The sequence below is a fragment of the Amycolatopsis sp. NPDC043889 genome (assembly GCF_056435645.1).
Genome location: NZ_JBWKEC010000013.1, coordinates 139,961 through 154,519 on the forward strand (window position 1 = coordinate 139,961; position 14,559 = coordinate 154,519).

General features: G+C 68.3%; 10 protein-coding genes and 1 riboswitch. Of the genes, 2 read left to right on the forward strand and 8 right to left on the reverse strand.

The window, feature by feature from the left end; translation table 11 throughout:
• The first annotated feature begins 58 nt into the window (after positions 1-58).
• Together AC0685_RS23985 and AC0685_RS23990 are read left to right on the forward strand one after the other, a co-directional pair.
• Positions 59-1,273 (forward strand): LCP family protein, encoded by a 1,215-nt coding sequence (locus AC0685_RS23985; protein WP_478227571.1) that lies wholly within the window; start codon positions 59-61, stop codon positions 1,271-1,273.
• 61 nt (positions 1,274-1,334) lie between these two features.
• Complete coding sequence (locus tag AC0685_RS23990) at positions 1,335-1,865, forward strand: GNAT family N-acetyltransferase (protein WP_478227572.1); 531 nt, start codon at positions 1,335-1,337, stop codon at positions 1,863-1,865.
• On the opposite strand, the gene AC0685_RS23995 is transcribed toward AC0685_RS23990, so the two are convergent.
• From AC0685_RS23995 to AC0685_RS24030, 8 genes are all read right to left on the reverse strand, one after another.
• On the reverse strand, positions 1,852-2,316 hold the full coding sequence (locus tag AC0685_RS23995; RefSeq protein WP_034311845.1) for a peroxiredoxin: 465 nt from the start codon (positions 2,314-2,316) through the stop codon (positions 1,852-1,854). The genes AC0685_RS23990 and AC0685_RS23995 overlap by 14 nt on opposite strands.
• 17 nt (positions 2,317-2,333) lie before the next feature.
• Entirely contained in the window at positions 2,334-4,181 is a 1,848-nt protein-coding gene (locus AC0685_RS24000) for a putative bifunctional diguanylate cyclase/phosphodiesterase (protein WP_478227573.1), read from the reverse strand.
• A 209-nt stretch (positions 4,182-4,390) separates the two neighbouring features.
• Positions 4,391-5,836 carry a cytochrome P450 gene (locus tag AC0685_RS24005; RefSeq protein ID WP_478227574.1) on the reverse strand — a complete coding sequence of 482 codons (1,446 nt, stop codon included), beginning with the start codon at positions 5,834-5,836 and terminating at the stop codon, positions 4,391-4,393.
• Between the two features lie 138 nt (positions 5,837-5,974).
• Positions 5,975-8,248 (reverse strand): 5-methyltetrahydropteroyltriglutamate--homocysteine S-methyltransferase, encoded by a 2,274-nt coding sequence (gene metE / locus AC0685_RS24010; protein WP_478227575.1) that lies wholly within the window; start codon positions 8,246-8,248, stop codon positions 5,975-5,977.
• Between the two features lie 99 nt (positions 8,249-8,347).
• Positions 8,348-8,570, reverse strand: a riboswitch (cobalamin riboswitch).
• 154 nt (positions 8,571-8,724) lie between these two features.
• Complete coding sequence (locus AC0685_RS24015; RefSeq protein WP_340683063.1) at positions 8,725-9,801, reverse strand: ribonucleotide-diphosphate reductase subunit beta; 1,077 nt, start codon at positions 9,799-9,801, stop codon at positions 8,725-8,727.
• A 74-nt stretch (positions 9,802-9,875) separates the two neighbouring features.
• Positions 9,876-12,860: a ribonucleoside-diphosphate reductase subunit alpha gene (locus tag AC0685_RS24020; protein ID WP_340683062.1), complete on the reverse strand. Its 2,985-nt coding sequence runs from the start codon at positions 12,858-12,860 to the stop codon at positions 9,876-9,878.
• Positions 12,861-13,082: 222 nt separating this feature from the next.
• Positions 13,083-13,691, reverse strand: a complete 609-nt coding sequence (locus AC0685_RS24025) for an acetoacetate decarboxylase family protein (protein WP_478227617.1) — start codon at positions 13,689-13,691, stop codon at positions 13,083-13,085.
• Positions 13,688-14,527: an enoyl-CoA hydratase-related protein gene (locus AC0685_RS24030; protein WP_478227576.1), complete on the reverse strand. Its 840-nt coding sequence runs from the start codon at positions 14,525-14,527 to the stop codon at positions 13,688-13,690. Before AC0685_RS24030 ends, AC0685_RS24025 begins: the two co-directional genes overlap by 4 nt.
• Positions 14,528-14,559: the final 32 nt, after the last annotated feature.

Consider the following 14,559-nt stretch of genomic DNA (forward strand, 5'->3'; position numbering starts at 1 on the left):
CACCTAGGGTCTGCGGTTGACTGGGCCCTACACGCGAGACCGGGACGGGTGATTCGGCATGACGTATGGAGGCGACGACCGAGGGCGACGGATGCCGCCGCCGCAACGGCCGCCGTCCGGCCGCCCCCGGCGGCATCAGCCCGCGCAGATGATGCCGCTGCCGGGCCGGGGGAGCAGCCCGTACGACGAGCGGACGAGGCCCATGGGGCACGGCGGCCAGGAACGGCCCGCCGGTCCGCCACCACGCCGTCCAGGCCCGCCGCAGCCCCCTCCTGGCCGCCCGGCCGACGACGGTGCGCGGCCGCCGCGGCGACGTAAGCGCTGGGGCTTCGGCAAGGTGCTGCTCACCCTGCTGACCGTGTTCGTGGTGTTCCTCGCCGGCGTGTGGGTGTACCTGGAGTTCTCCATCAACCGCGTCGACGCGCTGGCCGACTACTCCGGCCGCCCCGTCGCTGCCGAAGGCACCAACTGGCTGATCGTGGGCTCCGACAGCCGCGACGGGCTGACCCCCGAAGAGCAGGAGAAGCTGGTCACCGGGGACAGCAAGGCCGCAGGCGGTGGCAAGCGCACCGACACCATCATGATCGCGCACGTCCCTGACAACAGCACCAAACCGACGCTGCTGAGCCTTCCGCGCGACTCGCAGGTGACCATCCCGGGGCACGGCAAGAACAAGATCAACGCGGCGTTCTCGATCGGCGGCCCGACGCTGCTCGCGCAGACCGTCGAGGGCGCCACGGGCCTGCGCATCGACCACTACGCCGAGATCGGCTTCGGCGGCTTCGCGAAGATCGTCGACGCGATCGGCGGGGTCCACATGTGCGTCGAGAAGCCGATGGAGGACACCCTCACCAAGATCAAGATCCCCGCGGGCTGCCAGGACCTCCAGGGCCCGCAGGCGCTCGGGTTCGTCCGCATGCGGCACAGCGAGGCCACCCCGCGTTCGGACCTCGACCGCGTGGCCAACCAGCGGAAGTTCATCGGCGCGATGGTCAGCGAGATCGGCAGCCCCGGCACATTGCTGAACCCGTTCTCGCTTTTCCCGCTGCTGTCGACGGCGCCGGACGCGCTGACGATGGATTCGGGCGACCACGTGCACAATCTGGTGGGGCTGGCGCTGGCGATGCGCGGGATCTCCTCGGGCGGCGTCGTCACCACGACAGTGCCGGTGACCAGCGGTTCGGCGGAGAACTGGGACAAGACGAAGTCGAAGCTGCTGTTCGACGCGTTGAAGAACGACACGGAGATCCCGGACAGCGCGATTTTGACCTGATCGTCGGCCTCGTGAGTGGTAAGGACGGTTCTAACCGTCCTTACCACTCACGAGGAGCCTGATGGAAGCGCCCGCCGAAACCCTCGCCGACGACGTCGTCACGCTGCGCCGCTGGAAGCCGGAGCAGCTCGAAACCCTCGCCGCCGTCGCGGGCGACTCTGCCGCACATCTCGGCGCCTGGATGATCTGGGCCACCTACGGTTACGGCCGTCGTGAAGCCGCCGACTTCCTGGAGCGGACCGCGGAGAACTGGGCCGACGGCAAGACCTACGACTTCGCGATCCACAGCGGGGAAGACCTCGTCGGCGGCGCGGGCATGATCACGCATCCGGGCCGGATCGAGATCGGTTACTGGCTCGGCAGGCACCACACCGGTCGCGGCTTCGCGACCAGGGCCGCGAAGCTCTTGGCCGACGAGGCTTTCCGGCTCGGCGCGCCGGAGATCGAGATCCGGCACGACGAGAAGAACCTCGCGAGCGGTGCCGTGCCCGCGCGGCTGGGCTTCACGATGACCGGCGACGAGGCCGCCGAACCGCCGCTCGCCCCCGCCTGCGCGGGCGTCAACCGGATCTGGCGGCTCAAGCGTCCTTAGTCTTGCGCTCGCGCAAGGCCGCGAGCGCCTTGTCGGCGTGCACGGTGAACTTCAGCTCACTCTTGATCACTTCGAGCACCTTGCGGTCGGTGTCGATGACGAAGGTGTGCCGTTTGGCATGCAGCGGGCTGAATTTGCGCCATACGCCGAACTGTTTCGCCACCACACCGTCCACATCGGACAGCAGGGGGTAGTCGAAGCCGTGCTTGGCGGAGAACTCCTGCTGTTTGGCTACGGCGTCCGGGCTGATGCCGACGCGGTGCGCGCCCACTTCGGCGAATTCCGCGGCCAGGTCGCGGAAATGGCAGCTTTCCGCGGTGCAGCCGCTGGTCATCGCGGCGGGGTAGAAGAACAGCACGACCGGGCCGGACGAGAGGAAGTCCGACAGCGTGCGCTCCTCGCCCTTGTCGTCGGGCAGAGTGAAGTCCGGGGCGATGTCACCTTGGTCCATGGACCGATCCTGTCACGTCAGTGGGCGTGCCGTTCGATCAGCTCGTCGACCTCGTCCCCGGTCGCGGAATCCGCCACGAACGAACCACGCGCCGCGAGTACGCCGTACCGCCGCAGCCGTTCGGCCTGTTCGTGACTCCGGACGCCCTCCGCGCCGATGCGCAGGTTCAGCTCCTTGGCCCTGGCGACCAGCTGGCACAGGTGGCGGACGTCGGCCTCGTCCTCGCCGTCGGCCAGCGCGTCGACGACCGCGCCGGACAGGATCACGTGGCGGACCGGCAGCCCGTGGCGCGGGATCAGCTCCAGATCGTCCGAACCGGAGATGGCCAGCACCAGCTGGGAGCCCAGATCGGCCAGCACGGCGAAGGAGTCCAGCACCTCGCCGCTCGAGTCGAGCACGGACTCGCGGTCCGTGCACAGCCGCAGCGCCTGGGCGGGCAGGTTGTGCCGGTCGAGCTGTTCCTTGACCAACAGGACCAGATCGGGCTCGATGGCCAGCCGGTTCGGCAGCCGCACGCAGACGTCGGGAGCGGCCTCGCCGAACCTGTTCCGCCATCTCGCGGTGGCGGCGAGCGATTCGGCCAGCAGCCATCGGCCGAGCGGGATGGTCATCCCGGTGATCTGCGCGAGCGGATAGAAATCGTCCGAGTCCAGTTCACCCTTCTCCGGGTGGCTCCAGCGCAACCCGGCGTTGACCGCGGCCAGCTGGTCGGGATTCGCGAGCTTCACCGTCGGCTGGTAGATCAGCGAGAACTCACCGTTCTCCAGCGCGCCCGCGATGACCGCGCCGAGCTGGTAGCGGCCCCGGTCACGCGCGTCGAGTTCCGGATCGAACAGCATCCACTGCGCCTTGCCCGCCTCCTTGGCGCGGTGCAGGGCGATTTCCGCGGCGCGAAGCAGGTCTTCGGGTCCGCCGTCGGCGACCGGGCGGACGACGATGCCCGCGCTCGCGCTGACCCCGATACCGTGCCCGCCGAGGTAGATCGGCTCGACCAGCTCCTCCAAGGCCTGCTCGACCAGCGCGATCACATCGGGCGGGGTGAAGTCGCCGCGCAGCAGGACGGCGAACCCGTCGCCGGACAGCCGGGCGACCGAGCCGTTGTGCCTGCCGGTGAAGACGGACGTGAGCTTCTTCGCGACCCCGCGCAGCACCTGATCGCCCACGCCGGCCCCGAGACCGTCGTTGATCACCTTGAAGCCGTCGACGTCGAGATAGACGAGCGCGACCTGCTCGCCGCCGGACCCGGCCAGCGCGGTTTCGAGGGCGTTGCCGAACGCGGTGGCGTTGGGCAGGCCGGTCAGCGCGTCGTGCACGTTCTGGTGCAGCAGCCGTTCCTGCAGCAGGTGGATCTCGTTGGCGTCGGAGACCATCAGCACCGGATAGGTCGAATCGGGCCGGTCACCCGGGAGGTCGGTGAGAGTCACGTCGACCCAGAGCGAGCCTTCCTCGCTGTGATCCAGCAGCAGGCGTTCCTGCTGTGTCGGCTGCCCGTGCGTCATGAGCTGCGCGAGCGCGTTCCGCAGGCGGGCGACGTCGTGTTCGGCGGAGCCGAGATCGGGGATCTCCCGCCCGCGCAGCGCGGAGGGGCGGCAGCCGAGGAGACGGCCGAGCGCGGCGTTCGCCTCCACGATGGTGCCGTTGGCGTCCGCGAGGGCGATCCCGATGGGAGAGGCGGAATAGAGCTTGGAGAAGCGCAGCACGGCGGGCTGATGGTCGGGCTCGGCCAAGACGGCGTCCTGGGCGACACCGAGCAGCAGCTGTTCGAGTTGCTCCTTGGGAAGCGATACTCCTTTAGTGTCAGCGAGCGTCTCGGCCCATCTCCGAGCGACGTCCACCAACCCTGGCGCGGAACCAGGTTCGGGCACACTTCACCTCTTCATGCTCGGTTGATGGCCAGCTCAGACCGGGTGTCCGAGCCCACGGACCCACACTAGGTATGGGCCGACCGGGTGTAGTGTCACGGCATCATGCGCGATCCGGGGTGTCTACCGGCTGAAAGGGTGATCGCTGCTACACGAGTGGTGACCGGAAGTTACCAAGAGTGCTCGATCGTGTTTGTCCGATTGGTCCGGCTTCAGCGGGATGTCAGGCGGATCGGCAGTCCGTCCGCCGGCACGGGCAGCGAGACGTAGTCCCAGCGTGCGGTGTAGTTCTCCGGTACCGACCACCGATACGCCCGCAGCATCTCGTGCAGCAGCGCCTTCACCTCGAACGTCCCGAAATGCAGGCCGATGCACTTGTGCGCCCCGCCGCCGAACGGCATCCACGCGTAGCGATGCGACTTGTCCTCGCGGCGGTCCTCGCCGAAGCGGTCCGGGTCGAACCGCATGGGGTCGGTCCAGTGCTCCGGCGAGAAGTGGTTGACAGTGGGGGAAACCCCGACGAGTGTCCCTTCGGGAATGAAATGCCCGAGAACCTCGGTGTCCTTCACGGTCTTCCTGGTCAGGGAAGGAACCGGGGCCACCAGCCGCAGGGCTTCCTTGATCACCAGATCCAGCGTCGTCAGGGTCTCCAGCGCCTCGATGTCCGGCACGTCGTCGCCGAGCGCGAGCGATTCCCGGCGCGCGCGTTCCTGCCACTCGGGATTCTTGGCGAGGTGGTAGACGGCGGCGGCGCTGGTGATCGTCGAGGTGTCGTGCGCGGCCATCATCAGGAAGATCATGTGATTGACGACGTCGGAGTCGGTGAAGCGGTCACCGTCTTCGGTGGTGGCGTGGCACAACGCGGTGAAGAGGTCGTCGCCGTCGCCGGCCCGTTTCGCCGGCAGGTTCGCCGAAAAGTAGCGTTCGAGGACCTTGCGGCCGTGCAAACCCGCCGCCCAGCGGCCGCCGGGAACGGGGAACCGCACGATGGCCGTGCCCGCGCGCACGGAGTTCACGAACGCGCGGTTGATCGCGGCCGCGTCGTCGCCGGAACTCATGCCCATGAACACGCGTGTCGCGACGTCGAGCGTGAGCTGCTTGAGGGACCAGTAGATCCGCGGGTTCGGCCGGTCGGCCCACGCGGCGACGCCCTTACGCAGGGCCGGCCCCATCTGGTCGACGTAACCGGTGAGCCGTTGCCGGGTGAACGCCGCCTGCATGATCCGCCGGTGCAGATGGTGCTCGCCGAAGTCGAGCAGCATCAGACCGCGGTCGAAGAACTGCTCGATGAAGAACTTCCAGCCTTCCTGGGAGAAGGCCTTGTCCTTGTTCACCAACGCGATCTGGGTGGCCTCCGGGCCGGTGAGCGCGACGATGCGGCGCCCGAAGGCGCCCATCCACGACACCGGTCCGTAGGTCTCGTAGCGTTTGAGGCCGAACTCGATGCCGAAGCGCATGAAGTCCAGGGCGTGCCCGATGACCGGCGGGCCTTCGTCGCCGAGGACGGGTTTGAGGCCCGGCGGGGCGGGCGCGAGCTCGCGGACCGGCCAGGTCGCGCCGAGCCAGCGCTGGTCGACCGAACGCGGCAGGGGGATCGAGGTGAGCGGCGGGACCCGCTCGCGCAGCGCCCCGGTGACCTTTTCGACGGCGTTCGCCATGGCGACCATCTCCCCGCTGAGATCGGTTACCGTTCCACCATCGCACCCTTATTGACGTCCTGACAATACCCCGGTGGAAGTTCCGTGAAGGCCTCCTTCACTACCTTGAGGGTAGGGAAGGAGGCCTTCACGGACCGGTCAGGCCAGTTCGGCGCGGACCACGCGGGCGGCCGCGACCAGGTTCCGCAGGGCCGGTTCGACCTCGGCGTACCCACGGGTCTTCAGACCGCAGTCCGGGTTGACCCAGATCCGCTCGGCGGGCACGGCGCCGACGGCGGTCCGCAGCAGCCCGCTGACCTCGTCGACCGCGGGGACGCGCGGCGAATGGATGTCGTAGACGCCAGGCCCGACGCCGCGGCCGAAGCCCGCCGCGCCGAGGTCGGTGACGACCTCCAGCTTCGACCGCGCGGCCTCGATGCTGGTGACGTCGGCGTCGAGCGCGTCGATCGCCTTGACCACGTCGCCGAATTCCGAGTAGCACATATGGGTGTGGATCTGCGTCGCGTCGTCGATTCCGGAAGTCGCCAGCCGGAACGACGAAACCGCCCACGCGAAGTACGCCTCGTGCGCCGCCGCGCGCAGCGGGAGCAGCTCCCGCAGCGCCGGCTCATCCACCTGGATGACGCGGATGCCCGCCTCCTGCAGTTCGTGCACTTCGTCGCGGATGGCCAGCGCCACCTGACGGGCGGTCTCGCCCAGCGGCTGATCGTCGCGGACGAACGACCACGCCAGGATCGTCACCGGTCCGGTCAGCATGCCTTTGACGGGTTTGCCGGTCAGGCCCTGCGCGTAGCGGGCCCACTCGACGGTCATCGGCTCCGGCCGGGAGACGTCGCCGTACAGGATCGGCGGCCGGACGCAGCGCGAACCGTAGGACTGTACCCAGCCGAAGTCGGTGGCCGCGAACCCGGCCAGCCGCTCGGCGAAGTACTGCACCATGTCGTTGCGCTCGGGTTCGCCGTGCACCAGCACGTCCAGGCCGAGGTCCTCCTGCAGCCGGACGACGCGCTCGATCTCCGCCTTCATCGCGGCTTCGTAGCCCGCGTCGTCCAGCGAACCCGCCTTGTGCGCGGCCCGCGCCTTGCGGACGTCGGTGGTCTGCGGGAACGAGCCGATCGTCGTGCTCGGCAACGGCGGCAGCTTCAGCGCGGCCTGCTGAGCCGCCGCGCGCCGGGCGTAGGGGGAGCGGACGGTGTCCTCCGGCCGCAGTGCCTCCAGCCGGGCGCGGACCCCGCTGTCGGCCAGGTCGGCCGCCGTCGCGCGATCCGTGGCCGCGGCACGGGCGGCGGAGAGGTCGACGCCCTCTTCCTTCAGCGCGCGCCCGAGCAAGACGACCTCGTCGACCTTCTGCCTGGCGAAGGCGAGCCAGCCCTTCAGGCGCGGGTGCAGTCCGTCCTCCCGCTCGACGTCGTAGGGCACGTGAAGCAATGAGCAGGACGTCGACACGCTGACCGATTTCGCGATACCCAGCAGCATCGCCGCTCGGCTGAGCGCGCGGGTCGGATCCGTGCGCCAGACGTTGCGCCCGTCCACGACACCGGCCAGCACCTCCTTGTCCCGCAGGGCGGGTTCGGCGGCGACGGCGTCCACAAAGGACTCATCGGTGACGAGGTCGACCGCGATGGCGTCGATCGGAGAGCGCGCGAGCACACCCAAGCCGCGGCCGAGACCGCCGAAGTACCCGGCGACCAGGATCTTGGGCCGCGCGGTCTCCTTCGCGAGCCGGTGGTAGGTGCGGATGAGCGCGTTGAGCTCCCTCTCGGTGCGGTCCGCGGCGAAGGCGGGTTCGTCGAACTGAACCCACTCGACGCCTTCGTCGTGCAGACGGCGCAGCAGCTCGACGTAGCCGTCGAGGAGGTTGTCGAGCAGGTCCAGCGGTCGGAAGTCCTCCGGAGCGGTCTCGGCCGGCTTCGCGAGCAGCAGGAACGTCACCGGGCCCACCAGCACCGGCCGGGTCTCGACACCGACCGCACGGGCTTCGCGGTATTCGTCGAGCGGTTTGGTGCCGGTGAGCGAGAACGTCGTGTCCGGGCCGAGTTCGGGGACGAGGTAGTGGTAGTTCGTGTCGAACCACTTCGTCATCTCCATCGCCGGCGCTTCCTGCACCCCGCGTGCGGCGGCGAAGTAGGTGTCGAGCGGCGAGAGACCGAGCGTCGTGAAGCGCTCCGGCAGCGCTCCGAACAGCTCGGTGGTGTCGAGCACCTGGTCATAGTGGGAGAAGGTGTTGGAGGGGACGGATTTCAGTCCCGCGTCCTTGAGTTCCCGCCAGGTCCTGGTGCGCAGCGCGCGGCCGGTGCCCAGTAGCTCGGCCTCGTCGATCTTGCCCGCCCAGTAGCGTTCGAGTGAACGCTTGAGTTCCCTGTCCGGTCCGATCCGGGGGTAGCCCAGCACAGTCGTGCCGATTTCGGTCACAGCTCTCTCCTCGCGAGCTTGTCGGGCGAGCCCGGAGCGCGCGGGGATGACCGCCGTTCGGTCGTGCCCATCCCACGAGGCCCGGACTCACGCACGCCGTCGGCGCGCGTACCACGGGCAGGTCTTCGGACTCGTGGGCGACTCGCTCGTTCCTACCGGCCGTCGCTTCCCGGGGCGCCATGTCCCAGTGCTTTACCGTGTCTCGCACGGTGACGGCTTTCGTTCCCACATACCGCTGCGGGGCAGTCCCGGATTCGCACCGGGTTCCCTGTTACCTCGACCGGCCTGGGAGGCCGGGCGAACCAGTAGCACCCCGGAGCGTACCGAATTCGGGTCTCGCGTGACTGGAGGCGTAACTCACGTGATCGGAGGCGGAACACGCGTGCCTGGAGACGGAACACGCCGGGCGGAAGTCCGCCCGGCGTGTTCCGTGTTCAAGCACGCGAGTCACGTGCCTGAGCACGCGAGTTCGGGGTTCAGTCCCAGTCGAGGGCACCACCGGACTGGTACTCGATGACGCGGGTCTCGAAGAAGTTCTTCTCCTTCTTGAGGTCCATCGCCTCCGACATCCACGGGAACGGGTTCTCCGTCTCGCCGAAGATCGGCGCGAGACCGATCTGCTGCGCCCGCCGGTCGGTGATGAAGTGCATGTACTGCTCGATCAGCTCGGCCGAGAGCCCGAGCATGCCGCGCGGCATGGTGTCGCGGGCGTAGGCGACCTCGAGTTCGCACGCCTCGGTCAGCATGGTGCGGACCTCGGCCTGGAACTCCTCGGTCCACAGGTGCGGGTTCTCGATCTTGATCTGGTTGATGCAGTCGATGCCGAAGTTCAGGTGGATCGACTCGTCGCGCAGGATGTACTGGTACTGCTCGGCGATGCCGACCATCTTGTTCCGGCGGCCGAGCGACAGGATCTGCGCGAAGCCGGTGTAGAACCACATGCCCTCGAAGATCACGTAGAACGCGACGAGGTCACGCAGGAAGGCCTGGTCGGCCTCCGGCGTCCCGGTCTCGAAGTCCGGGTTCTCCAGGTTCTGCGTGTACTTCAGCGCCCACGCGTCCTTGTCCGAGATGGACGGGACCTCGCGGTACATGTTGAACAGCTCGCCCTCGACCAGGCCGAGGCTCTCGCAGATGTACTGGAAGGTGTGCGTGTGCACGGCCTCCTCGAACGCCTGGCGCAGCAGGTACTGGCGGCATTCGGGGTTGGTGATCTGCCGGTACACCGCGAGCACGATGTTGTTGGCCACCAGCGATTCCGCGGTGGCGAAGAAGCCGAGGTTGCGCTTGAGCATGGTGCGCTCGTCCTCGGTGAGGCCGTCGGGCGACTTCCACAGCGCGATGTCGGCCTGCATGGCGACCTCGGTCGGCATCCAGTGGTTGTTGCAGCCGGCGAGGTACTTCTCCCACGCCCAGGTGTACTTCATCGGCAGCAGCTGGTTGACGTCGGCGCGGGCGTTGATCATCCGCTTGTCGTCGACGTTGATGCGGGCGGCGCCGACTTCGATCTCACCGAGGCCGGTGGCGTCGGTGGAGGCGTCAAAGGTGGTCATGAAGGGCACACTCCAAGAGGCGTCGTGAGTGGTAAGGACGGTTCTAACCGCCCTTACCACTCACGAGGATGTCGTTACTGGCAGGCTTCGCAGTCGGGGTCGTCGATCCGGCAGGCGGCGCCGTCGGCGGCGACGAAGTCGACGTCCGAGACCTTCGGCATCTCCTTCGGCTCCGGCTTGGCGGCCGGTGCGGGCGCGGTGACCGGCACGGCCGGGACCGCGGCGGAAGCCGACGGGGCGGGCGAAGCGGCGGGAGCCGGGGCCGGAGCGGCGGGCTTCGGCGAAGCGGGTGCGGCGGGGGCCGGGGTGGCCGAGACCGCGTTCAGCTTGCCGTCGGTGCCGCGCAGGGTGCTCTTCTCCACGTGCGTCGCGGACCGCGCCCGCAGGTAGTACGTGGTCTTGAGGCCCTTGTGCCAGGCGTAGCGGTACAGCTCGTCGAGCTTGCGGCCGCTGGGCGCCGCGATGTACAGGTTCAGCGACTGAGCCTGGTCGATCCACTTCTGGCGCCGCGAACCGGCGTCCACCAGCCACTTGGACTCGATCTCGAACGCGGTCGCGTACAGCGCCTTCAGGTCGTCCGGCACGCGGTCGATCTGGCCGAGGCTGCCGTCGAAGTACTTGAGATCCGACACCATGACCTCGTCCCACAGCCCGCGCTCCTTGAGCGAGCGGACCAGGTGCGGGTTCACCACGGTGAAGTCACCGGACATGTTCGACTTGACGAACAGGTTCTGGAACAGCGGCTCGATCGACTGCCCGACCCCGCAGATGTTGGAGATCGTCGCGGTCGGCGCGATCGCCATCACATTGGAGTTGCGCATACCGACGGTCTTGACCCGCTCGCGCAGCGGCGCCCAGTCCAAAGTGGACGAGGTGTCGACGTCGAGCGCGTCGCCCTGCCGCGCGTCGATCAGCAGCTGCATCGAGTCGATCGGCAGGATTCCCTTGCTCCACAAGGAACCCTCGAACGTCTGGTACTGGCCGCGCTCCTCGGCGAGGTCGGTCGACGCCGAGATCGCGTAGTAGCTGATGTGCTCCATGCTGGTGTCCGCGAACTGCACGGCCTCGTCCGAGGACAGCGGGACACCGATCTCGAACAGCGCGTCCTGGAAACCCATCAGGCCCAGCCCGATCGGGCGGTGGCGCAGGTTGGAGCGGCGCGCCTCCGGGATCGTGTAGAAGTTGATGTCGATCACGTTGTCGAGCATGCGAACGGCCGTGCGCACGGTCTTCTCGAGGCGCTTCGTGTCGAGGCCCTCGGGGGTGACGTGCTTGAGCAGGTTCACCGAGCCGAGGTTGCAGACCGCGACCTCGTCGGTGGTGGTGTTCAGCGTGATCTCGGTGCACAGGTTGGACGAGTGCACGACACCCACGTGCTGCTGCGGCGAACGCAGGTTGCACGGGTCCTTGAAGGTGATCCACGGGTGGCCGGTCTCGAACAGCATGGTCAGCATGCGGCGCCACAGGTCGACCGCGCGGACCTTGCGGAACACCTTCAGCTCGCCACGCTCGGCGGCGGCCTCGTACTCGCGGTAGCGCTCGGCGAACGCGTTGCCGTAGAGGTCGTGCAGATCCGGGGTCTCGTTCGGCGAGAACAGCGTCCACTGCGCGTCGGCCTCGACGCGGCGCAGGAACTCGTCCGGCACCCAGTTCGCGGTGTTCATGTCGTGCGTGCGGCGACGGTCGTCACCGGTGTTCTTGCGCAGGTCGAGGAATTCCTCGATGTCCACGTGCCAGGTCTCGAGGTACGCGCAGGCCGCGCCCTTGCGCTTGCCGCCCTGGTTCACCGCGACCGCGGTGTCGTTGGCGATCTTGAGGAACGGCACGACACCCTGCGACTGGCCGTTGGTGCCCTTGATGTGCGCGCCGAGGCCGCGGACCGGGGTCCAGTCGTTGCCGAGACCGCCCGAGTACTTCGCCAGCAGCGCGTTGTTCTTGTACGCCTGGAAGATCGAGTCCAGGTCGTCGTCCACAGTGGTCAGGAAGCACGACGACAGCTGCGGGCGCGTGGTGCCCGAGTTGAACAGCGTCGGGGTGGACGCCATGAAGTGGAACGTCGAGAGCAGCTCGTAGAACTCGATGGCGCGGGCTTCCCGGTCGTCCTCGCGGATCGCCAGGCCCATCGCGACGCGCATGAAGAACGCCTGCGGCAGCTCGAAGCGGACGCCGTCGTGGTGCTGGAAGTACCGGTCGTACAGGGTCTGGAGGCCGAGGAAGCCGAAGTCGAGGTCACGCTCGGCGCGGATGGCCGCGGTGATCTTGTCCAGGTCGAAGGTCTGCAGCTCGGGGTTGACCAGCTCCAGCTCGATGGCGCGCTTGAGGTAGTCCCGGAAGTACTGCGGGTACCTCGCGGTCATCTCGTCTTGGCTGGCCTGCTGCGGCACTCCCGCGAGGTAGCTGAGCGCCTCGCCGCGGAGCTTGTCCGCGAGCAGCCGGGCACTGACGTAGGAGTAGTTGGGCTCCTGCTCGACGAGCACGCGCGCGGCCATGATCTGGGCGAGGGCGAGTTCGTCGGCGCTGATGCCGTCGTAGAGGTTGCGCTTGGCCTCGGCCAGGACAGGCTCGGCCGAAACGTCCTCGAGGCCGGCGACGGCCTCGCCGACCACGTGCGAGACGCGGGCCCAGTCGAGCGGGCGAAGCGAGCCGTCGGCCGCCTTGACGCTGATGGCGACGTCGGACGACGCGGGCTTCTCGGCCTCACGGGCCTTCGCGCGCTCCTCGCGGTACAGGACATACGCGCGGGCGACCTTGTGGTGCTCGCCGCGCATCAGCGCCAGTTCGACGATGTCCTGGATCTGCTCGATGTGCAGCGCGGTCTCGGGACCGGCGTGGCGGAGCAGGGTGGTCTCGATCTGCTCGGTCAATTCCTTGACCAGGTGGTGGATCCGCGACGAGGCGGCCGCGTCACCGCCCTCGACGGCGAGGAAGGCCTTGGTCACGGCGACCGAGATCTTGTTCGCGTCGAAGGGGGACACGCTGCCGTCCCGCCGGATGACTCGCACGGTCGCGGGCGTGGTGTCCGAGGACGAAGGTGGCCGCTGACCGATTTCCACTGACATGCGTAGTCTCCAAAGGGCGCGTTGAAGCACCGCAAGGCCGCACAAGGCCGTGCGCTGCACGTTCACAAAGCTGTCCGGCAACCGCTCCCGAGCGGTCTCCCCGTCGCTGGGCGGTACCGGTTCCCAGAGACTACATGTAGGGGTCGGAGGCCGCACGTGCCCCAATGGGTGGCGTGTCGTGGTCTCACCCTGGCGGGTTAGACGATCACGCTGAGCGGCTGGTCAGCCGCCGAAAACGATCTTGAAGTCGCGCAGGCAGGCACTCAGCGCGGGCCGCTGACCGGCAAGGAAGCCGAACGGGCCGGACTCGTTGATCCGCCAATCCGCGGCCGCGGGACGCGGGTTCGCCGTCGCTCGGACGGGGCTTCTTTTGAGACGGCCGTCCAGCATTTGGACGACGTCGAAGGCCGCGGGCATCCGCACCGGGAGGCTCGGGCGCGGGGTGAAGGCCGCCGTCGCGATCCAGTCCTCGTGGGTGGCCGCCGAGGCGGTGAAGGTCCGCCCGTGGGCGAAGTCGAGCGCGGCGAGATCCTTGGGGATGCCCCACAGTGCGCGTCCGCCGGCGAGGGAGACCTCGCTGTCGACCCAGATGTCGGTGATGGAGCTGGAGAGGCGTTCGCCGCGGACCGCGACGGTCGCCAGCAGTTCGTGGTACTGGAGCTGTCCGGGCTCCTGGTAGTCGATCCAGGCGGTGAACACCTGGGCGCGGCCGCCCAGCGTGATCGGCTCGGCGCCGCTGGGCAGTTCGGGCAGTTCGCTCACCGGGATACGCCAGATCGACAGGTACGCCTGACCCGCCAGGTTCCAGGGCTCCGGGGGATAGGCGGTCACGAGTTCCGCCACGGCAGATAGGCGGGCTGGTCGGTGTCGACGCGCATGGAGAACTCCGGTGGTCGTTTCTGCAGGAAGGACACGACTCCCTCGACCGCGTCCGGGCTGGCGCCCAGCCCGCCGATCAGCTTGGAGTCCAGTTCGTGCACCGGGAACGGCGACGCGGCGCTCGCCATCCGGTACAGCAGCTGCCGGGTCACCGCGACCGAAACGGGTGAGGTGGTCGTCGCGATCTCGAGGGCCAGTTCGCGCGCCTTGCCGAGCACTTCCTCGGGCTCGTGGACACTGTGGACCAGCCCGGCGGCCTTCGCCTCCTCGGCGCCGAAGACACGCCCGCTGACCATCCAGTCGAGTGCCGTTCCCATCCCGACGAGCCGCGGGAGGAACCACGCGGACGCGCCTTCGGGGTAGATCCCGCGGCGGACGAAGACGAAGCCGAACCGGGAATCCGTGGACGCGAGACGGTAGTCGCAGGACAGCGTGATCGTGATGCCGCCGCCGACGGCCGCGCCCCGCAGGGCCGCGATCACCGGCTTGTTCATCGTGAAGATCCGTTTCGAGCAGCGTCCCGCCGGCTCCTGCCACGCCGCGTCCGGGCCGGTCTCCGGGTCGAAGTCGAAGCCGCCCTGCGTGAGATCGGCGCCCACCGAGAAATCCTTGCCGTTGCCGGTCAGGATCACCACCCGGACGTCCTCGTCGCGGTCAGCCCGGTCCATCGCGTCGCCGAGTTCGTCGGCCATGCGAATGGTGTAGCCGTTGCGGGCTTCGGGCCGGTTGAGCGTGACCGTCGCGATGCGGTCGGCGACCTCGTAGGTGATTTCGGCGTACGCGCTCATGACGTGAAAGTAAGGCTACGTTGACAAGGTGT